Annotated in this window: 17 protein-coding genes and 1 pseudogene; 11 read left to right on the forward strand and 7 right to left on the reverse strand. The window is 68.7% G+C overall.

The genetic code is table 11. The features are described 5' to 3' along the window. Window positions 1-18: 18 nt before the first annotated feature. Window positions 19-945 carry a LysR family transcriptional regulator gene (locus PMI14_RS05385; protein WP_007850853.1) on the reverse strand — a complete coding sequence of 309 codons (927 nt, stop codon included), beginning with the start codon at window positions 943-945 and terminating at the stop codon, window positions 19-21. Window positions 946-1,036: 91 nt separating this feature from the next. Here PMI14_RS05385 and PMI14_RS05390 point away from each other — a divergent pair, with 91 nt between their 5' ends. Genes PMI14_RS05390 through PMI14_RS05415 form a run of 6 tightly spaced genes read left to right on the forward strand, consistent with a single transcriptional unit; the run spans window position 1,037 to window position 6,941 of the window. Then, window positions 1,037-2,017, forward strand: a complete 981-nt coding sequence (locus PMI14_RS05390; protein WP_007850854.1) for a tripartite tricarboxylate transporter substrate binding protein — start codon at window positions 1,037-1,039, stop codon at window positions 2,015-2,017. Window positions 2,018-2,021: 4 nt separating this feature from the next. Continuing rightward, entirely contained in the window at window positions 2,022-3,074 is a 1,053-nt protein-coding gene (locus PMI14_RS05395) for an amidohydrolase family protein (RefSeq protein ID WP_007850855.1), read from the forward strand. Further along, window positions 3,071-3,976, forward strand: a complete 906-nt coding sequence (locus PMI14_RS05400; RefSeq protein WP_007850856.1) for a VOC family protein — start codon at window positions 3,071-3,073, stop codon at window positions 3,974-3,976. The genes PMI14_RS05395 and PMI14_RS05400 overlap by 4 nt, the downstream gene beginning before the upstream one ends. A gap of 11 nt (window positions 3,977-3,987) precedes the next feature. Beyond that, window positions 3,988-4,830 carry a fumarylacetoacetate hydrolase family protein gene (locus PMI14_RS05405; protein WP_007850857.1) on the forward strand — a complete coding sequence of 281 codons (843 nt, stop codon included), beginning with the start codon at window positions 3,988-3,990 and terminating at the stop codon, window positions 4,828-4,830. A gap of 3 nt (window positions 4,831-4,833) precedes the next feature. Then, the gene (locus PMI14_RS05410; RefSeq protein WP_007850858.1) at window positions 4,834-6,306 is read left to right on the forward strand and encodes a bifunctional 3-(3-hydroxy-phenyl)propionate/3-hydroxycinnamic acid hydroxylase; all 1,473 of its coding nucleotides are present in this window, start codon (window positions 4,834-4,836) and stop codon (window positions 6,304-6,306) included. 38 nt (window positions 6,307-6,344) lie between these two features. Continuing rightward, a complete protein-coding gene (locus PMI14_RS05415) occupies window positions 6,345-6,941 on the forward strand; it encodes a YbhB/YbcL family Raf kinase inhibitor-like protein (RefSeq protein ID WP_007850859.1) in 597 nt (198 codons plus the stop codon). Between the two features lie 60 nt (window positions 6,942-7,001). On the opposite strand, the gene PMI14_RS05420 is transcribed toward PMI14_RS05415, so the two are convergent. The 3 genes from PMI14_RS05420 to PMI14_RS05430 are packed head-to-tail and all read right to left on the reverse strand — an operon-like array spanning window position 7,002 to window position 10,242. Further along, window positions 7,002-7,439 (reverse strand): heme-binding protein, encoded by a 438-nt coding sequence (locus PMI14_RS05420; protein ID WP_007850860.1) that lies wholly within the window; start codon window positions 7,437-7,439, stop codon window positions 7,002-7,004. 4 nt (window positions 7,440-7,443) lie between these two features. Beyond that, entirely contained in the window at window positions 7,444-8,424 is a 981-nt protein-coding gene (locus PMI14_RS05425; protein WP_007850861.1) for a tripartite tricarboxylate transporter substrate-binding protein, read from the reverse strand. Window positions 8,425-8,475: 51 nt separating this feature from the next. Continuing rightward, window positions 8,476-10,242, reverse strand: coding sequence for a thiamine pyrophosphate-binding protein (locus PMI14_RS05430; RefSeq protein WP_108016463.1), 1,767 nt, complete (start codon window positions 10,240-10,242; stop codon window positions 8,476-8,478). A gap of 56 nt (window positions 10,243-10,298) precedes the next feature. Here PMI14_RS05430 and PMI14_RS05435 point away from each other — a divergent pair, with 56 nt between their 5' ends. After that, window positions 10,299-11,252, forward strand: a complete 954-nt coding sequence (locus PMI14_RS05435; RefSeq protein ID WP_007850864.1) for a helix-turn-helix domain-containing protein — start codon at window positions 10,299-10,301, stop codon at window positions 11,250-11,252. Between the two features lie 21 nt (window positions 11,253-11,273). Here the strand turns inward: PMI14_RS05435 and PMI14_RS05440 are convergent, their stop codons facing one another. The 3 genes from PMI14_RS05440 to PMI14_RS05450 form a co-directional block, all read right to left on the reverse strand. Next, a complete protein-coding gene (locus PMI14_RS05440; protein WP_007850865.1) occupies window positions 11,274-12,479 on the reverse strand; it encodes a CaiB/BaiF CoA-transferase family protein in 1,206 nt (401 codons plus the stop codon). Continuing rightward, entirely contained in the window at window positions 12,472-13,407 is a 936-nt protein-coding gene (locus PMI14_RS05445) for a hydroxymethylglutaryl-CoA lyase (RefSeq protein WP_007850868.1), read from the reverse strand. The genes PMI14_RS05440 and PMI14_RS05445 overlap by 8 nt, the downstream gene beginning before the upstream one ends. A 157-nt stretch (window positions 13,408-13,564) precedes the next feature. Further along, window positions 13,565-14,230 (reverse strand): TetR/AcrR family transcriptional regulator, encoded by a 666-nt coding sequence (locus tag PMI14_RS05450; RefSeq protein WP_108016464.1) that lies wholly within the window; start codon window positions 14,228-14,230, stop codon window positions 13,565-13,567. A 185-nt stretch (window positions 14,231-14,415) separates the two neighbouring features. On the opposite strand from PMI14_RS05450, the gene PMI14_RS05455 reads away from it, so the two are divergent. The 4 genes and pseudogenes from PMI14_RS05455 to PMI14_RS05470 all read left to right on the forward strand — a co-directional run bounded on the left by PMI14_RS05455 (window position 14,416) and on the right by PMI14_RS05470 (window position 19,123). Then, a complete protein-coding gene (locus PMI14_RS05455; protein WP_007850881.1) occupies window positions 14,416-15,222 on the forward strand; it encodes an SDR family NAD(P)-dependent oxidoreductase in 807 nt (268 codons plus the stop codon). 23 nt (window positions 15,223-15,245) lie between these two features. Further along, window positions 15,246-16,388 carry a DUF5938 domain-containing protein gene (locus PMI14_RS05460; protein ID WP_007850884.1) on the forward strand — a complete coding sequence of 381 codons (1,143 nt, stop codon included), beginning with the start codon at window positions 15,246-15,248 and terminating at the stop codon, window positions 16,386-16,388. Window positions 16,389-16,401: 13 nt separating this feature from the next. Further along, window positions 16,402-17,934, forward strand: a complete 1,533-nt coding sequence (locus tag PMI14_RS05465) for an AMP-binding protein (protein ID WP_007850886.1) — start codon at window positions 16,402-16,404, stop codon at window positions 17,932-17,934. A gap of 11 nt (window positions 17,935-17,945) precedes the next feature. After that, window positions 17,946-19,123, forward strand: a pseudogene (locus PMI14_RS05470) (lipid-transfer protein). The last annotated feature ends 6 nt before the right edge of the window (window positions 19,124-19,129 follow it).

Below are 19,129 nucleotides of genomic sequence, written 5' to 3' on the forward strand. Positions count from 1 at the left end.
GGCGGCGGCGGCCGGCCGTCACGGGGCCGCGTCGGCGGGCATGTCGCGGCGATTCACGCGGTAGAACACCTGGCGCAGCCAGCGATTGGCCGGGGCTTCGTGCTGGCGGCGATGCCAGTACTGCTGCACCTGGATCTGCGGAGGGCGAAAGGGCAGGGCGATGCGGCGGATCTGCACATGCCGGGCCACAGCATCGGCGATGTCCTGTGGCACCGTGGCCACCAGGTCCGAGCCGGGCAGCAGGGCCAGCAGGCTCATGAAATGCGACAGTTCCAGCATCACCTGGCGCTGGTGCCCCTTGTCCGACAGGAAGCTGTCAATCTGGTGCTCGCGCCCGTCGGGCCGGACCACCACATGCTTGGCGCCCAGGAACTGGCGCAGCGTGGGGCGGTCGCCGATCGCGGCGTTGTGCGTGCAGGTGATGCAGGCATACGAGGTCTTGAACAGCAGCTGCTGGTAGAAGCCGGCCTTCTGCAGGTCCGGGAAGAAGCCGATCGCCAGATCCGCCTCGCCCGACTCCAGCGCCTGGGCCGCCGCCGCCTTGGGTTTGGCCATGGCGTACAGGCGCACCTGCGGCGCCTCCTGGCGCAGGTGCCTGAGCACCCCCGGCAGAAAGGTGACCTCCCCGATATCCGGCGTGAGCACGGTGAACCCCCGCTGCGCACGGGAGGGGTCGAAGCCGGCGCGCTGCAGGATCTCGCTGCTGATGGTTTCCACCACCTGGCGCACCAGGGGCGCGATCTCCTGGGCGCGCGGCGTGGGCTCCATGCCGGCGCCGGTGCGCACGAACAGGGTGTCGTCGAACATCTGCCGCAACCGGGCCAGGGCGGCACTGGTGGCCGGCTGGCTCAGTCCGAGGGCTTCGGCGGCGCGGCTCACGCTGCGGGTCCGGGCCATGGTGTCGAAGACCACGAGCAGGTTCAGGTCGATAGAACGAATATCCATGGCATGGATTTTATGTATCCACTGTATCGGCTGTTCAAATTTTTCCACTCTGCCTAGGATCAGCCCATACCCACAAGACCAGGAGACAAGCATGCTGCGGCGCGATGTTCTAGGGGCGGTTGCCGCCCTGGCCACCAGTACCCCCACCCCGGGCCTGCGCGCGCAGGCATCCGCCTGGCCCCAGCGCCCGGTGCGCTGGATCCTGTCGCAAGCCGCCGGAGCGGGCCCGGACATCCTGGCCCGGTACGTGGGCGAGCAGCTTGCAAGGGTCTGGGGGCGGCCGGTGGTGGTGGACAACCGCCCCGGCGGGCAGAACGTCATCGGGGCGCAGGCGGCGGCGCGCTCGGCACCGGACGGCTACACCTTCTACTACGCCACCACCGCGGCGATGGTGACCAACCCGCTGACCTTCAGGTCACTGCCCTATGACCCGGCCAAGGACTTCGTTCCTGTGCGCCTGATCGGCCGCAGCCCCTTCGTGCTGGCGGCCGGTACTGCCCTCCCGGGCAAGGGCCTGGCCGAGGTGCTGGCCGACGCCAGAGCACAGCCCGGCGTGCTGACCATCGCCACCGAGGGCGGGCGCACCTTCTCGGGCATGCTGGCCGACGCGGTGGCCCACCTGGCGGGCGTGAAGTTCAACCACATTCCGTACACGAAATCGTCCGACGCCATGCAGGACGTGCTGGCAGGGAGGGTGCAGCTGGTGTGCCTTCCCGATGCGGCCTTGAGCAGCTATGTGAAGGCCGGGCAGGTCAGGCCGCTGGCGGTGAGCACGCCCCGGCGCCTGCCGGACCTTCCCCAGGTGCCGGCCCTGGCCGAGAGCTTTCCGGGGTTCGAATACACCGGCTGGAACGGCCTTTTTGCGCCCACGGGGACGCCCCCCGAACTGGTGGCCCGGGTCAACCGCGACCTGGAGACGGTGCTGCGGGCGCCCGAGGTCGCGCAGCGCATGCAGGCGCTCGGCTCTATCGTGGAGCCCGGCATGTCCGTGCCGGAGGCCGAGTCCTTCATGCGGTCCGAGCGCGAGCGATGGTCCACGCTGGTCAAGAACCTCGGCATCCTGCCGGAGTGAATGCGTGGCCTGGCTGAACCCCTGCGCCTGCGGGATCGACGTGCACGCGCATGTCGTGCCCGAGGCCTTTCCCGCCTACCTGGGCAAGACGCTGCCCGCGCCGTGGCCCACCACCGCGCACGCACCCGACGCCCAGGGCCTGTGCCATCGGCATGTGCTGGTGCAGGGCAAGCACTACCGCACGGTGAGCGAGAAGTGCTGGTCGGCGCCCCGGCGCCTGGCCGACCTGCCGGACATGGGCATCGCCACGCAGGTGGTGTCGCCCATGCCCGAGCTCCTGAGCTACTGGCTGGAACTCGCCGATGCGCAGCCCCTGATCCGCTTCCTCAATGAAACCACGGCGGCGCTGTGTGCCGAAAGCGCGGGCCGGATGCTGGGCCTGGCGGCGGTGCCGCTGCAGGACATCGGTGCGGCGATTGCCGAACTGGCGTATGCCGTGCGCTCGCTGGGACTGGTCGGCGTGGAGGTGGGCAGCAATGTCAATGGCACGGCCATCGGCGACCCACGCTTCGAGCCCTTCTTTGCGGCGTGCGTGGAGCTTGATGTTCCCGTGTTTGTGCACGCCCTCAAGCCCGCGGGCATGGAGCGGCTGGTGGGCCCGGCCGCGCTGCAGCAGGTGCTGGCCTACCCGACCGACGTCGGTCTGGCGGCCGCATCGGTAATCACCGGCGGGCTGCTGCAGCGGCTGCCCGCGCTGCGCATGGCCTTCAGCCATGGCGGCGGCACCTTGCCGATGCTGCTGCCGCGCCTGCAGCAAGGTTGGCAGGTGTTTCCGGCCCTGGCGCAGGGCATGGCGCAATCGCCGCAGGAGCAGGCCCGGCGGCTGTACTTCGACACGCTGGTGTTCGATGCGCCCGCCCTGCGCTACCTGATCGATTGCTTTGGCGAGCAGGCGCTGATGCTCGGCACGGACTACCCCTTCAACTTCCACGAGCGCCGGCCGCTGGCGCGGCTGCACGAGGCCGGGCTGTCGGCCGCAACCTGCGATGCGCTGGCCTTCGAAAATGCCCGGCGCTTCCTGGGCCGATCACCCACTTCTTCCAAGGAACTCCCATGAAATCCCCCTGGATCCAATCGCTGCGCAGCGTGTCCCTGATCGTGCCCGATCTCGCGGCGGCCGAGCGCTTCTACACCCAGGTATGGCAGCTCCAGGTCGCGGCGCGCGGCGACGGCGCCCTCTACCTGCGCGGCAGCGGCGCAGACCACCACCTGCTGGCACTGCACGAGCGCCCCGGAACACCGCAGCTGCGCCATGTCACCCTGCGCGCGCGCACCGCCCAGGCACTTGCCGCCATTGCGCAGGCGGCACTTGCTGCGGGCGGGCGGGTGGAGCAGGACGTGGGACCCGCCACAGACCCTGCAGGTGGAACCCGCATCGTGGTGCGGGATGCCGACGGCCGCCGCTTCGAGGTGGTGCATGGCGACATGCAGAACGCACCCACCGAGCCGGCCCCCCCAGACCAGCCCCAGCGCCTGGCGCATGCGGTCCTGAACAGCCACGACGTGGCCGCCACGCAGGCCTTCCTGGAGCAGGCGCTGGGCTTCGTGCTCGCCGACCGCACCCGGATCATGGCTTTCATGAACTGCGATGCGGACCACCACACCCTGGCGCTGGGCGACTCCGACAACGACGCGCTCAACCACATCGCCTTCGTCATGCCGACGCTGGATGCCGTAATGCGGGGCGCGGGGCGCATGAAGGATGCGGGGCATGGCACCGAATGGGGCCCCGGGCGCCATGGCCCGGGGGACAACGCATTCAACTACTTCATCGATCCCTTCGGCCTGGTCATCGAATACACGGCCGAAGTCGAGCAGATCGATGACAGCTACCGCCCCGGCACCCCCGCCGACTGGACCTGGCCCCCCGGCCGCGTGGACCAGTGGGGCATTTCCCAGCCACCCAGCGCGCGCCTCAAAGAGGCCCAGCGCACCGTTTTCTTTGTTCCCACCCTCTGAGGATTCTCCCCATGCGATTCACCACCTACCTGCACAACGGCCAACCCCGCCTGGCGGTCGTGGACGGCGATACGGCCGTGGACCTGGCCGCCGATCTGCGTGCCGAGCTCGAAGCCGGCCATGACCTGGCGGCCATGGGCCGCGCCGCGCTGCAGTCGGACGCGCCGCGCCTGGCAGTGAAGGACCTGGCCTTTGCGCCGCTGCTGCCCGAGCCGGGCAAGACCATCTGCCTGGGGCTGAACTATTTCGACCACGCCAAGGAAGGCGGCCGCGAGAAGCCGGAGTACCCCTGGTTCTTCTACCGGGGCAAGAGCTCGCTGATCGGGCATGCCCAGCCGGGGCTGTTGCCCCGGGTGTCCACGAAGTTCGACTACGAGGCCGAGCTCGCCGTGGTGATCGGCCGCAAGGTGCCGCGGCATGTGCCCCAGGACGAGGCGCTGCAGTACGTCTTTGGCTACAGCTGCTTCAACGACATGTCGGTGCGCGACTTCCAGAAGCGCACGCCCCAATGGACGATCGGCAAGAACTTCGATGGCACCGGCGGCTTCGGGCCGGTGCTGGTGACGGCCGACGAACTGGCGCCAGGGGCCACCGGCCTGCGCATACAGAGCCGGCTCAATGGGCAGGTCATGCAGGATGCGAACACCTCCGACATGATCTGGGGGGTGGCGGAGACCATCCACCTGCTTTCGCAGTGCCTGACCCTGGAGCCCGGCGACGCGATCATCATGGGCACCCCGGCTGGCGTGGGCCAGGCGCGCACACCAGCGGTCTGGATGAAGGCGGGCGACACCATCGAGATCGAGATCGAGAAGATCGGGCTCCTGAGCAACCCCATCGTCGCGGAGGCCTGAGCCATGTACGACGTTGCCATCGTCGGCTTTGGTCCGGCGGGTGCGGTTGCGGCCGGGCTGCTCGGCCAGGCCGGCCTGAAGGTCCACGTGTGCGACCGCCGCCAGGGCGTCTACGAGATCCCGCGCGCCATTGCGCTGGACCACGAAATCATGCGGGTATTCCAGCGCCTGGGCGTCGTGGACGAGGTGCAGCGCTTTTGCGAGCCCTTCACGCCGTCGGAGTACTTCGGGGCAGACGGCCAGCTGATCCGCCGCATGACCATGGTGGCGCCCCCGTACCCCCAGGGCTACACCCCCTCCATCGTTTTCACCCAGCCGCCGGTCGAGCGCGCGCTGCGTGCACTCGTGGCCCGCCTGGGCAACGTCACCGTGCAGGAGAACGCCGAGTGCACCGCGCTCTCGCAGGATGCCGATGGCGTGTCGCTCACCATCGGCGGCGAGACCGTGCGGGCACGCTGGGCCATCGCTGCCGATGGCGGCGCCAGCGCGTTGCGGGGCATGCTCGGCATCGAACTGGAAGACCTGGACTTCGACGAGCCATGGCTCGTGGTGGATGTGCTGGTCAACGACCAGGGGCTGGCCAGGCTTCCGAAGACCAGTGTGCAGTACTGCGAGCCGGAACGGCCCTGCACCTATGTCATCGGACCGGGAAACCACCGCCGCTGGGAGATCAGCCTCCAGCCCGGGGAAGACCCCCGGCATATGGCCACCCCCGAGGAGACGTGGAAACTGCTGTCGCGCTGGATCACCCCGCAGGACGGGGAGTTGTGGCGCCAGTCGAGCTACCGGTTCCATGCCCTGGTGGCGCAGCACTGGCGCGCGGGCCGCGTGTTCCTGGCGGGCGACGCGGCCCACATGCAGCCGCCGTTTCTGGGGCAGGGCATGTGCCAGGGCGTGCGCGATGTCGCCAACCTCACGTGGAAGCTGGCGTCGGTGGCCAAGGGCGAGGTGTGCGGCGCAGCCGCCGAACGCCTGCTCGGCACCTACGGCAGCGAGCGCAAGGCCCATGTCATGGAGCTCACACGCCGCATCAAGCATGTCGGCGAGGTGATCTGCGAGCGCGACCCGCACAAGGCCCGCGAACGCGATGCCCGGCTGCTGGCCGAGTGCGGCGGGGTGGTGAAGGACACACCGCGCCAGGACATTCTCCCCGCCCTGACCACGGGCCTGGTCGCGCCGACGGCCGGTGCCGGAACGCTCTTTCCCCAGCCCCGGATGCAAAGCGGCGAACTCATGGACCAGCGCTTTGGCAGTGGCTGGCGCCTGGTCACCGACGGCGCCCTGCCGATCGAGGTGCCGCCAGGGCTGCGGCCGATCGACATGCGTTCCGAACCCGAAGCCCAGGGCGTGGTGTCTTCCTGGATGCTGCGCCACGGCGTGCACGCGGCCATCGTGCGCCCCGACCACTACACCTACGGCGCTGCGTCCAGCGCTGCCGAAATGGCGCAGTTGCTCACGCAGTGGCAGCAGCGCTGATCCGCCCTCGCATCCTGTCCAACCCGAAGGAGATAGCCATGAAGTGGATTCCAGCGACCCGTCTTGCCGGCCTGGCGGTGCTGGCGGGCTGCGCCGGCGCGCCGACTGCGGTGCCACCGGCACCCGCGGCGACAGCGCCCGCCATCACCGGCCTGGCCCTGAGCTCACCGGGGCGCAGCGACAACGCCCTGCTGGAGCGCCCGTTTGCGGGGCGCAATCCTGCCAACCCCAACTGCGTGGGCGAGAACCTCTCGCCCGCACTGGCCTGGACGGGCGTGCCGGAGGGCACCCGGAGCTTTGCCATCGTGATGGAAGACCAGGCGGGCCGGGCCGGATTGGGGGTGAACCACTGGACGGCCTATGGCATGGCCGCCACCCTGCGCGGGTTGCCCCAGGGGGCTGCCGCGCAGCGCCCGGCGGCGTTCGTCATGGGCGCCAACACGCTCAACGACAGGGCCTACCTGGGCCCGTGCCCGCGCAAGGGCAATGCGCCGCAGCACTACGTCTTCACCTTGATTGCAACCTCGCTGGCCCCCGACGCCCTGCCCGAAGGGCTCACCAAGGCCCAGTTGATGGAGGCGCTCCAGGGCAAGGCGCTGGCCGCAGGCAGTCTGGTGCTGCGCTTCGCGCACTGAGGCAGCCTTGCCTGGCAGGGCAGGGGCCTGGGCCATTTCTGGCCAGGCCCCGCTGCCGCTTCACGCAGCCGGCAGGTCGCTGAAAAAGCCCGCGGCCAACACGCCCGCCAGGCAGATCTCCTCGTCCTGGTCCCCCGTGCCCCCGCTGGCGCCGACCGCCCCCACGGTGTTGCCGGCCGCGTCCCTGACCAGCACCGCGCCGGTCTGCGGAAGAAAGCGCCCGTCCGAGGTCGAGGACAGGGACACGAAGAAGTTGGGGTTGTTCTTGGCGCGCTCTCCCAGGGTGCGGCTCGACGCGCCCATGCCGACGCTGCCCCAGGCCTTGGCCTGGGCGATGTCGAAGCGGAACATGCTGGCGCCGTCCTGCCGGGCAAACGCGATCAGGTGACCGCCCTCGTCGAGCACCACGATGCCCATGGGCGGGTAGTGGGCGCTGGAGGCCTTGGCCAGGGCCACCTCCAGCATCTTGCTGGCCTGCGCCAGGTTGATTTTCTGCATCGCTTCAGTCCTCCGGTGTGAATCCTGTGATCTTGACCACCTTGGCCCAGAAGGCATGGCCTTCCTTGACGCTGGTGGCCAGGCGCTGCGGGGTCACGCGCATGACCTCCAGCCCGTTCTTGGCGAACACTTCCTGCATCTGGCTGGTGGCCAGGGCCTCGTTGACGGCCGCGTTCACCTGCCTGAGCTTGTCGGCGGGGAATCCGGCGGCCCCATACCAGGCCAGCCAGTCGACAAAGGCAATGTCCTTGAAGCCCAGCTCCGTCAACGTGGGTACCTCGGGCAGGGCCGGCCATCGGGTGGGCGCCGTCACGGCGAGCGCGCGCAGCTTGCCGCTGCGGATGTGCGGCAGCACCTCGCTGACCGCATTGACCGCCACCGGCACCTGGCCGCCCAGCAGGTCGGTCAGCAGGGGCGCGCCTCCCTTGTAGGAGATCGCACGCATGTCGATCTGGGCCTGCTTGCCGAACAAGGCGCCCGCCAGGTGCAGGGTCGAGCCCATGGCGGGCACACCGTAGTTGGCTTCGGTGGGGTGGGCCTTGGCCCAGCGGGTGTAGTCGGCGATGCTTTTCACCTCGGCGGGCAGCCCGGGGCCCGCCGTGAAGACGGCGGTGTAAGAGCACAGGCCGGCGATGGGAACAAAGTCCGTGAGGGTGTCGTACCCCAGTTTCTTGAACACATGGGGGTGCAGCGTCATGCTGGAGCTCGGGCACTGGAGGATGTGGTTGCCATCCATGCCGGCGCGCTTGACGTGCTCCGCCGCAATGCGCCCGCCGGCCCCTGGCTTGCTGTCGTAGACCAGGTTCTGGGGAAACTTCCCGCGCATCTGGTCCAGCAGGGGGCGGGTGACCTGGTCGCCCAGCCCGCCTGCCGGAAATCCGGACCAGATACTGAGAAATCCGCCGGATTGCGCCTGGGCCCCCTGCGGCAATGCGCCCAGGCCGCCCAGGGCCATGCCTGCGTGAAGCAGCTGCCTTCTTTTCATGCTTGTCTCCTTTTTTGGGTTTGTACGGGAATGCGCTGGCTTCCTCGTGGCCTATCCGGTCCGGGAGAGGGAGTCGAAGCTGTATTTGTTCATGCTGGCAAATTGCCCGACCGCGGGATGGGGGACGAACCGGGTGCGGCAGTCGAGCACGGCGGGCAGGCCGCTGACCAAGGCGCGCTGCATCGCGCCGGCCACCTGCTGCGCCTCGGTGACGGTCTCGCCATGGCAGCCGAAGCCCCGCGCGATGGCGGCGTAGTCGGTGTCCTCCAGCCCGGTGGCCATCTCGAAACCCAGTCCCATCTTCTGCCCCATGCGGATCACGCCCCAGGACGCGTTGTTGTGGACGATGGTGAGCACCGGCAGGCCATGGCGCCGGGCCGTGTCCAGCTCGTTGAGCGTGAAGCCGAAGGCACCATCGCCGGTGATGTTGACGACGGGCTGGTCGGGAAACTGGCTCTTGAGCGCGATTGCCGCGGGGAGCCCGAAGCCCAGGTGGCTCATGCCGGGCTCGTGCAGACGCGTGCGCACCCCGTGGACCGGCGTGAGGTCGTTGCTCCAGAAGGTCGTGTGCCCGCCGTCGAAGACGGCCAGGGCATCGGCGGGCAGGGCCTCGCCGATCGCCTTGGCCAGTGCCGCGGGGTGCATGACGGGCGTGGTCTCGGCGGCCATCGCGGCCAGCGCCTGTTCGTAGCGCAGGCGCTCCTGGCGCATTTCGTTCAGCCATGCCAAGTCCCTGTCGGGTTCGGCGGGCGTGGCCGCCAGCAGGTCGCGCAGGGCTTCGAGCGCATCGGCCTGCATGGCCACTTCATGGACCACCGAATGCCCGAGGGCACTCGGGTCGATGTTGATGTTGATCACGCGGTGGTGCCGGCGTGCCAGTGCGCCTTTCTCGTCCCACATCCAGGAGGACCAGCGGCAACCCACGCTGAGCACCACGTCGGCGCGGGCAAACGCGTGCCGCACCGGATCGCCGGCGATGATGCCGCCATGGCCGATGAAGCCGGGGCTGTCGCTGGGCACCAGGCCCAGGGCCATCTGGGTCGGGAGCAGCGGGGCGCGCAGCCGCCGCGCCAGCTCGCGCAGTTCGGCCACGGCGCCCGATGCCACCACGCCGCCGCCGCCGACGATCAGCGGGCGCTGGGCCTGGCGCAGCAGCGCGACGGCCTCGCGCACCGCGTCGGCATGGGGGCGCGGGTGCCGGGTGGCGCGGTAGCGATCGGGCGTGAGCTCGAACTCGTCGGGGGCGAAGGCCTGCGTTTCCCCGAGCACGTCCTGCGGAATGTCCAGGTGCACCGGGCCGGGGCAGCCGCCCAGGGCCTCGCGGATGGCCCGACGGGCCAGTTCGGGCACCCGGCGTGCATCGTTGACGACGGCATTCCATTTGGTCAGCGGCGCGGTGACGGCCCGTGTGTCCAGGTCCATGAAGACGCCCAGGTGCGGATAGGAGGCCGCCCGGTGCTGGTTGGTGGTGATCGCCAGCAAGGGCAGGTGGTTGTTGAACGCGACGCCCAGGCCCGACGCCAGGTTGAGGCCACCGGGGCCCAACTCGCCGACGGCCACTGCCAGGCGCCCCGTGCCCGCATGCACGGCGGCCGCCATCATGGGTCCGGCCGCTTCATGCCGCACGCCGATGAAGCGGATGCCCGGCTCCTGGCTCAGCGCATGGAACAGGGGCGAGAGCTTGCCGCCCACGATGCCGAAGACCGTGTCCACGCCTTCGGCCTTCAGCACGCGCACCAGGGCCTGGGCGCCTGTCAGCCGCAGGGGCGGTGGCTTGTGCGCAATGGGCGCTTGCTCGGAGGGGAGGGGGCGGGTCATGGTCGCGGTCATCAGTGAAAGGACCTCCATGGTGCCCGTGGGCCGGCTGGAGAGCGATGGACGTTTCGGCCCATTTCCTGTACTTTTCCGGCATCAGAAAAGGCCTGTCCGTCATGAAGAAGCCGCAATTGCTATGGGTGCCCTACCGTGAAGTCCGCCACGATCAGCCGGATGATTGTCTGCACTACGAGCAGATTGCGGTGCGGGCTGCCGAGATGGACTGGACAATTCCGGCACATCGGCATGAGGGTTTGCACCAGTTCCAGTTCATCGAAAGCGGCGGCATCCGCGGCTCCATCGACGGGCGGGAGTTCCAGGCCCAGTCACCGGTGATGCTGATGCTGGCACCCGGGGCGGTGCATGGCTTCACCTACACGCGGGACGCCGTGGGCCACCAGGTCACGCTGCCTGCGTCGACGCTGTCCCAGTTGCTGGGGGAGTCGGAGCTGGTGCAGACCCACCTCAAATCCTCGTTCGTGATTTCTCCCGAAGACGACAGCGTGGGCATTGCAGAGATGTTCGCGCGGATATCCAGAGAGTTCCAGCGCAGCGATGTGGGGCGCGTGCCGGCATTGCTGGCGCTGGTGGCGTTGATTGCCGTGCGCTTCATCCGAGAACGGGGCGAGCAGTTCGAACGCGAGGCGCCCAAGGGCCTGCGTGACACGCTGCTCCAGCGCTACCTGACCCTGGTGGAGCAGCACTACGCCGAGCACCGGCCGCTCACGTTCTATTCCGAGGCCCTGCGGGTCTCGGCCGACCACCTCAGCCGCACCTGCCGCAACCTGGTGCAGAAATCCGCGCTGGAAATACTGCAGGAGCGCCTGATGCTGGAGGCGCGCCGCCTGCTCGCGTACACGCCGATGCCCATTGCGCAGGTGGCAGGCCAGCTGGGGTATGAGGATGCCGCCTACTTCAGCAAGTCCTTTGGCCGGGCCATGGGCCATACCCCGTCGGAGTACCGGGCCCTGGTGGCCCATGGCGTGCGCCGGGTGGATGCCGCAGCGCCCTGAAACCCGCCCTGGAACCCGCGCTCAGGCCACGCCCGCCACGGCGCCCTGCACCTGCAGGGCGGCCACTTCGGCGTCGGTGTAGCCCAGCTCCTGCAGCAAGGCTGCCGTGTGCTCGCCCGGACCCGGCGGCTGCAGGCGCACGCCGGGGCGCGTGCCGCCGATGGTCAGGGGCAAGAGCGGCACCTTGGATTCGGTGCCGTTGTTCAGGCGAATCGGCGCCAGGCCCCCGCTCTCGTTGAGGTGCCGGTCGGCAAACAGCTCCTCGGGCCTAGTGATGGGCGCGAACGGCAGTTCGTTGGCCTCGAAGATGGCCGCCAGTTCCGCCGCGCTGCGGCTGGCCAGGTGCGCGCGCAGCTGCGGCATCATCCAGTCGCGCGCCTGCACGCGGTCGTTGTTGGTTGTGAGGCGCGGGTCGGCCAGCAGCTCGGCCAGGCCCAGGGCCTCGCAGAAGATGGCCCACTGCTTGTCGCTCACGGCGGCCAGGAAGATCTGCTCACCATCCTTCACCGTGAACACGTCGTAGATGGCCCAGGCCGAGATGCGGCTGGGCATGGGGTTGGCCGCCTTGCCGGTGCTGGCGAACTGCATCATGTGCTGCGCCACCAGGAAGACGTTGTTCTCGAACAGCGCAGCCTGCACTTCCGAGCCCTCGCCGCTCAGCTCACGCTGGCGCAGCGCCGCCATGGCGCCGATGGCACCGAACATGCCGCCCATGATGTCGTTGACGCTGGTGCCCGCACGCAGCGGGTCGCCCGGGCGCCCGGTCATGTAGGCCAGGCCGCCCATCATCTGCACCACCTCGTCCAGGGCCGTGCGCTGCTCGTAGGGGCCGGGCAGAAATCCCTTGTGGCTCACGTAGATCAGGCGCGGGTTGAGCTTCTTGAGGGAGGCGTAGTCCAGCCCCAGCTTGGCCATGGTGCCGGGCTTGAAGTTCTCGCTCACGATGTCGGCCGTGGCGATCAGGCGCAGCGCGGCCTGCAGGCCTTCGGGCTTCTTGAGGTCGAGCGCGATGCTCTTCTTGTTGCGGTTGAAGGTGGGAAAGAACCCGGCGCCCGAACCCAGCAGGTGGCGCGTGCTGTCGCCCTCGATGGGCTCGACCTTGATCACCTCGGCCCCCAGGTCGGCCAGCACCATGCCGCAGGTCGGGCCCATGACCATGTGGGTGAACTCCACCACGCGGATGCCGGCGTAGGGCAGGGGTTGGTCGTTGTTCGTTGCGTCAGACATGGCTGGCTCCTTGTACGAAGCCCTTGGGCAAACCCGCCTCGGGCGTCATGCCGTACACCGGCTCTCCGGGCAGCCCGGCCACCAGCGGCGCGCGCGCATCCATCAACCGCTGCAGGTCGATGCCGGTGGAAATGCCGCTGGCCTCGAACATGAACACCAGGTCCTCGGTGACCACATTGCCCGAGGCGCCCGGCGCATACGGGCAACCGCCCAGCCCGCCCAATGAGGCATCGAAGGTGCGCACGCCTTCTTCATAGGCCGCCAGGCAGTTGGCCAGGCCCAGGCCGCGCGTGTTGTGCATGTGCGCGGCACCGGCCTTGTCGCCGAGTTCGGCACGCAGGCGCTTGAACAACCGGCGCACCTGGGCCGGGTTGGCATAGCCCACGGTGTCCGACAGGCCGGACTCGTCGGCCCCGGCCGCAACGCACTGCGCGGCCAGCCAGATCACCTCGTCCTCGGGCACCAGGCCCTGCAGGGTGCAGCCGAAGGCGGTGGAAATGCCGGCCTCCAGCTTCACGTGGGGCGCGATGTCGCGGCGCAGGTCCGATATGGCGCGCACCTCCTCGACCATCTCCTCGCGCGTCTTGCGCACATTGGCCAGCGAATGCGCGGCGCTGGCGGAGACGGGCATGGTGAGCTTGTGCACCCCGGCCTCGAGCGCTGCCTGCGCCCCCTTGCGGTTGGGCACCAGCGCCATCACCGTGAGGCCGGGCAGGGTGATGGCATGGCGCACCACCTCGGCCGCATCGGCCATCTGCGGCAGCAGCCGCGCGGGCACGAAGGAGGCGACCTCGATCTCGCGCACGCCCGCGGCATGGAGCGCATCGATCCAGCGCAGCTTGTCGGCCGTGGGCATGGTGGCCTTCACGGACTGCAGGCCGTCGCGCGGGCCGACCTCGCTGATCAGCACATCGGGTATTGGGGGCATGGAATCTCCTGGATGCTGGCAATGTTCTATAAGAAAGAACATTGATCTGTCTAATGAAAGTATGAAGAGACTTTTCAGACAGGTCAAGCGCCACCGGAAACAAAAAAGCCGTTCTGCAGAACAGAACGGCCTGGTGCAAGAGGGACGGTGGCGCTGGCTATGCAGCCTGCTCCGCCAGCTTGCGCTTGCGCGGCGCCTTGGCGGGTGCAGCAGCCTCGGCGGGCTTGCCGATCAACTGCTCCACCAGCAGGCGCACATGGCCCTGCATGACCGGTATGGCCTTGGCATCACCGGCCATGTGGCGCAGCAGGCACTGCTGGAACACGCCGTCGAACATGGCATAGGTGAGGTCGATGGGGGCGCGCACGGGCAGGCCGGCCAGCTCGGACATGCGCGTGAGCACGCGCCAGACCATGTTGGCCAGGCTCTTGTCGATGGCCTCCACATCGGCGCGCAGCGCGTCCTCGAACAGCGACTGCGAGCGGATGTCGTACCACAGCCGGTGCATGGGCGCTTCGCTGCGCACCGTTTCGCCCAGCACATCGACGAAGCCGTCCACCAGCTGTGCGAAGGTGGTCGAGCTGTTCGTCACATCGTCGTAGCGCGTGACGCAGCGCGCCTTGTACTGGCGCACGCTGCACAGGATGAGGTCGAGCTTGTCGGTGAAGTAGTAGTGCAGCACGCCGTGCGAGAAGGCAGAGTTCTGTGCGATCTCACGCAGGCTGGTGCGGGCATAGCCCAGTTCGGCCAGCGTCTGCAGTGCGGCCTCGCCCAGCTCGGCGCGGCGTTCGGCGTATTTGTCACGGCGGGGTGCTCTTTCCATCGCGCCATTGTAGGCAGAGCCGGGCAGGGCGCCCATGTCTTTTCATGCATGGACCAGGGCCGGTCGATTGAATTTATGACAAGTGTCAAGAAAATGTCTTGACACTTGTCCAACACATTTCCAGAATCGATTCCGTTCATCGCAGAAAGCGGTGAGCCAACGATCCCAATACCAGGAGACAAGACATGGCGAAGTTCGATTTGACCGGCCGCAAGGCCCTGGTCACCGGTGGCGCGCGCGGCCTCGGTGAAGGCATGGCCCAGGCACTCGCTGCCGCCGGGGCCTCGGTGATGATTGGCGACGTGCTCACGTCGCTGGGCCAGGAGGCGGCGGGCAAGCTGCCCGTGGCCGGCGGTGCCAAGGCCGGCTTCGTGAAGCTTGACGTGACGCAGGAGGCCGACTGGGCCACTGCCGTGCAGGCCACGGTCGATACGCTGGGCGGCTTCGACATCCTCATCAACAACGCCGGTATCGAGGTCACGGCCCTGGTGTCCGAGATCGAGGCCGAATCGCTGCGCCGCATGCTCGACGTGAACATCGTCGGCACGGCGCTGGGCCTCAAGCACGCGTTTCGCGCCATGCGCCCGGGCGGCGGCGCGGGTAAGGGCGGGGCAGTGGTCAACATCTCTTCGGTGGCCGCGACCATCGCCTTCCCGGCGATCGCCGGCTACTCGGCCACCAAGTCGGCCGTGGACCGCCTCACCCGCGTGGCGGCGATGGAGTCGGGCAAGCTCGGCTATGGCGTGCGCGTGAACTGCATCTACCCCGGCCTGGTGCCCACCGAAATGGGCATGAAGCTCGCCGCCGACGTGGTGGCCGCCGGCCTGTTCCCGTCGCCCGAGGCAGCCGTGGGCGCCATCATCGAGCAGACGCCCGCGGGCCGCCTGGGCGAGGTGGCCGACATGGCCGACGCCGTGGTCTTCCTGTGCTCCGACGCGTCGCGCTTCATCACCGGCGCGGGCCTGCCGGTCGATGGCGGCATGGGCATGTGAGCAGCACAAACAGGAGACCCACCATGAACAAACCCAGCAGCAGCAAGAAACCCGTCGTGGTCTACGGCGCCTCCGGCTACACCGGCCGGCTGGTTTGCGAGTACCTGCGCGAGTACAACATCCCCTTCATCGCGGCCGGCCGCAGCAAGGAAAAGCTCGACGAGGCGATGCGCTCGCACGTGCCCGGCATCGAAACCGCCAGCTACGAGGTGGTGGAAGTGGCGCACACGGTGGAAGCGCTCAGCGCCTTGTTCGACGGCGCCAGTGTGGTGCTCAACACCGTGGGCCCGTTCGCCAAATTCGGCCACGAGGTGGTGCAGGCCTGCCTGGCCACGAAGTGCCACTACACCGACACCACGGGCGAGCAGGACTGGCTCATCACGCTGGAGGCCGAGTACGGGCCGAAGTTCGCAGCCGCCGGCCTGCTGCTGTCGCCGGGCCTGGCGCAGATGTACACCACGGGCGAGATCGCCGCCCAGTTGTGCCTGGAGACGCCGGGCCTCGATACCCTGGACATCGCGGTGTTCTGGGGCGGCAGCCCCACGGTGGCGTCCACCCAGACCATCCTGGTCAATGCCGCCACGTCCAAGGCCTACTACCTGGAGCAGAACCAGTACGTGGAGTGGCAGCCCGATGCCGGGCTGTACAGTCTGGCCATTCCCGGTCAGCACGAGGCAGCACTGGCGCTGCCCTGGGGCGGCACCTCGCACCCCGTGTGGTTCAAGAAGGACCCGCGCGTGGCCAACGTCAAGGTGCTGGGCGGCGTGTTCAACAAGCCGCTGATGCTGGGCGTGCCGCAGATCGTGGCCGCCGCGCTCAAGGCCACCGAGGGCATGAACGAGGAGGACCGCTACGCCGCCCTGGCGCAGACGGCCGCTGCCGTCATGGGTTCCATGCCGCCGCGTGAGAACCCGCGCATCAACAAGTCGGTGGATTCGGTGCATGCGTCGGGTCCGCTGGCACGCGCCCACTGCGTGATCTATGGCAACTGCAACTACAAGCAGACCGGGTTGATGCAGGCCTATGCCGCGGCCCACCTGCTGCAGCAGGCCCCGCGCCGCGTCGGCTTTGCCTCGGGCTGCCAGGCCTTTGGCCACCACGAGCTACTGGGCGTGCTGCGCAGCTTCGGCCTGGTGCAGCCGCCCGTGCTCACGGTGCAGCACTGATCAGGCCGCCCCCATGCGCCTGATCGACTACCTCGACAAGGGGGCCATGCTGGGCGAGGACGCGCCGTGCCTGACCATGGGCACGGCCGACCTCTCGTATGGCGAGGTGCAGCGCACCAGCCACCGGGTGGCGAGGGCGCTGCAGCGTTCGGGCATCGCGCCCGGCGACAAGGTGGCCGTGCTCTCCAGCAACGATGCCCTGGCCTTTGCCTGCGTGTTCGGCATCTCGCGCGCGGCCGCCGTGTGGTGCCCGGTGAACCCGCGCAACGAGGCGTCCGAGAACCGTTTCGTGCTCGACGCCTTCGACTGCAGCTGCCTCATCTTCCACAGCGCCTATGCACCCATGGTGGATCAGATGCGCGCGCAGCTGCCCAAGGTGCGCCAATTCGTCTGCCTGGACGCGGTCCTGGGCTGGGCGCCTTCGTGGGAAGAATGGGTGCAGGGCGTGGGCGACGAGCCTGTGGCCATCGCCCCCGTGGACGACCTGGCCATGATCGCCGGTACCGGTGGCACCACAGGCCAGCCCAAGGGCGTGATGCTCTCGGGCCGCAACCTGGAGACCATGTCCGCCCTCACCCTGATGGGCTACCCCTTCGAAGGCCGGCCGGTCTACCTGGCCCTGGCGCCGCTCACCCACGCGGCCGGCGTGCTGTGCCTGCCGGTGATGGCCCTGGGCGGGCGCGTGGTCATCATGCCCAAGCCGGACCTGGGCGAGTTCCTGGTGCTGGTGGAACGGCACCGGGTGACGCACACCTTCCTGCCGCCCACGCTGATCTACATGCTGCTGCAGCACGAAAAGCTGGCCAGCACGCGGCTCGATTCGCTGCAGTGCTTCTGGTACGGGGCGGCGCCGATCGCGGCGGCGCGGCTCGAAGAGGCGCTCACGGCCATCGGCCCGGTGATGGCCCAGCTCTTCGGCCAGACCGAGGCGCCGATGATGATCTCCATGATGGCGCCGCGCGAGCATTTCCACGCCGATGGCACGGTGGCGCGTGAGCGCCTGTCCAGCGCGGGCCGGCCGGGCCCGCTGGTGCAGGTGGCCACCATGGACGGCGAAGGCCGGCTGTTGCCGCGCGGCGAGACCGGCGAGATCGTGGTGCGCAGCTCGCTGGTGATGATGGGCTACTACAAGAACCCCGAGGCCACGGCCGAGGCGGGGCAGGGCGGCTGGCACCACACGGGCGACATCGGCCGGGTGGATGCCGACGGCTACCTTTTCATTGTGGACCGCGCCAAGGACATGATCATCACCGGCGGCTTCAACGTCTACTCGGTCGAGGTCGAGCAGGCGCTGATGCAACACCCCGACGTGCAGGACAGCGCCGTCATCGGCCTGCCCGACGACAAATGGGGCGAGCGGGTGGTGGCCGTGCTGCAGTTGCGGCCGGGCCGCACGGTGCAGCCCGAGGAGCTGATCGCCTTCACCAAGGCGCGCATCGGCAGCGTGAAGGCGCCCAAGCAGGTGGAGATCTGGCCCGACCTGCCGCGCTCCAAGGTGGGCAAGGTGCTCAAGAAGGATATCCGCGCCACCGTGCTGGCGCGCTGAGAAAGCCATCCATGTCACACAAGGCATTCATCGCGGGTGTGGGCATGGTGCCCTTCGCCAAGCCCGGCGCCAGCGAACCCTACCCGGTGATGGCCGCGCAGGCCGGGCGGCTGGCCCTCACGGACGCGGGCATCGACTACGGCGCGATCGAGCAGGCGTACGTGGGCTACGTCTACGGCGACTCCACCAGCGGCCAGAAGGCCGTCTACGGCCTGGGCATGACGGGCATACCGGTCTTCAACGTCAACAACAACTGCTCCACCGGCTCCACGGCACTGTTCCTGGCACGCCAGGCGGTGGAAAGCGGCGCGGCCGACTGCGTGCTGGCCCTGGGCTTCGAGCAGATGAACCCGGGCGCCATAGGCACCGTGTTCAACGACCGGCCCAGCCCCTTCGGGGACTTCGACCGCGAGGCCGAGGTCTTGGTCGGCATGCCCGAACTGCCGCTGGCGCTGCGTTACTTCGGCGGGGCCGGGCAGAGCCACATGCGCCAGTACGGCACGCCGCTCGAAGCCTTTGCCCAGGTCCGCGCCAAGGCCAGCCGGCATGCGGCGCGCAACCCGCTGGCCCTGCTGCGCAAGGAGCTGTCGGTCGATGACGTGATGAACGCGCCCATGCTCTGGCCCGGCGTGCTCACCCGGCTCATGGCTTGCCCGCCGACCTGCGGCGCTGCGGCCGCGGTGCTGGTGTCCCAAGCCTTTGCCAGGCGCCATGGTCTGCGCACCGATGTGTTCATCGCCGCCCAGGCCATGACCACGGACCGGCCCGACACCTTCGACCGCCACGACATGATGCGCCTGGTGGGCTACGGCATGACCGAGGCGACCGCGCACCAGGTCTACGCGCAGGCCGGCATCGGCCCCGAAGACCTCGACGTGGTGGAACTGCACGACTGCTTCGCGCAGAACGAGCTCATCAGCTACGAAGCCCTGGGCCTGTGCCCACCGGGCGGCGCGGCCGCCTTCATCGATGCTGGGGACAACACCTACGGCGGCAAGGTGGTCACCAACCCCTCGGGCGGGCTGCTTTCCAAGGGCCACCCGCTCGGCGCCACGGGCCTGGCACAGTGCTATGAGCTCACGCACCAGTTGCGCGGCAGTGCGCAGGAACGGCAGGTGCCCGCACGGCGCTGCAGCACAACCTGGGGCTGGGCGGGGCCTGCGTGGTCACGCTGTACCAGGCGGCCTGAAACCGA

Origin of the sequence: Acidovorax sp. CF316 (assembly GCF_000276605.1) — a bacterium.
GTDB lineage: Bacteria > Pseudomonadota > Gammaproteobacteria > Burkholderiales > Burkholderiaceae_C > Acidovorax.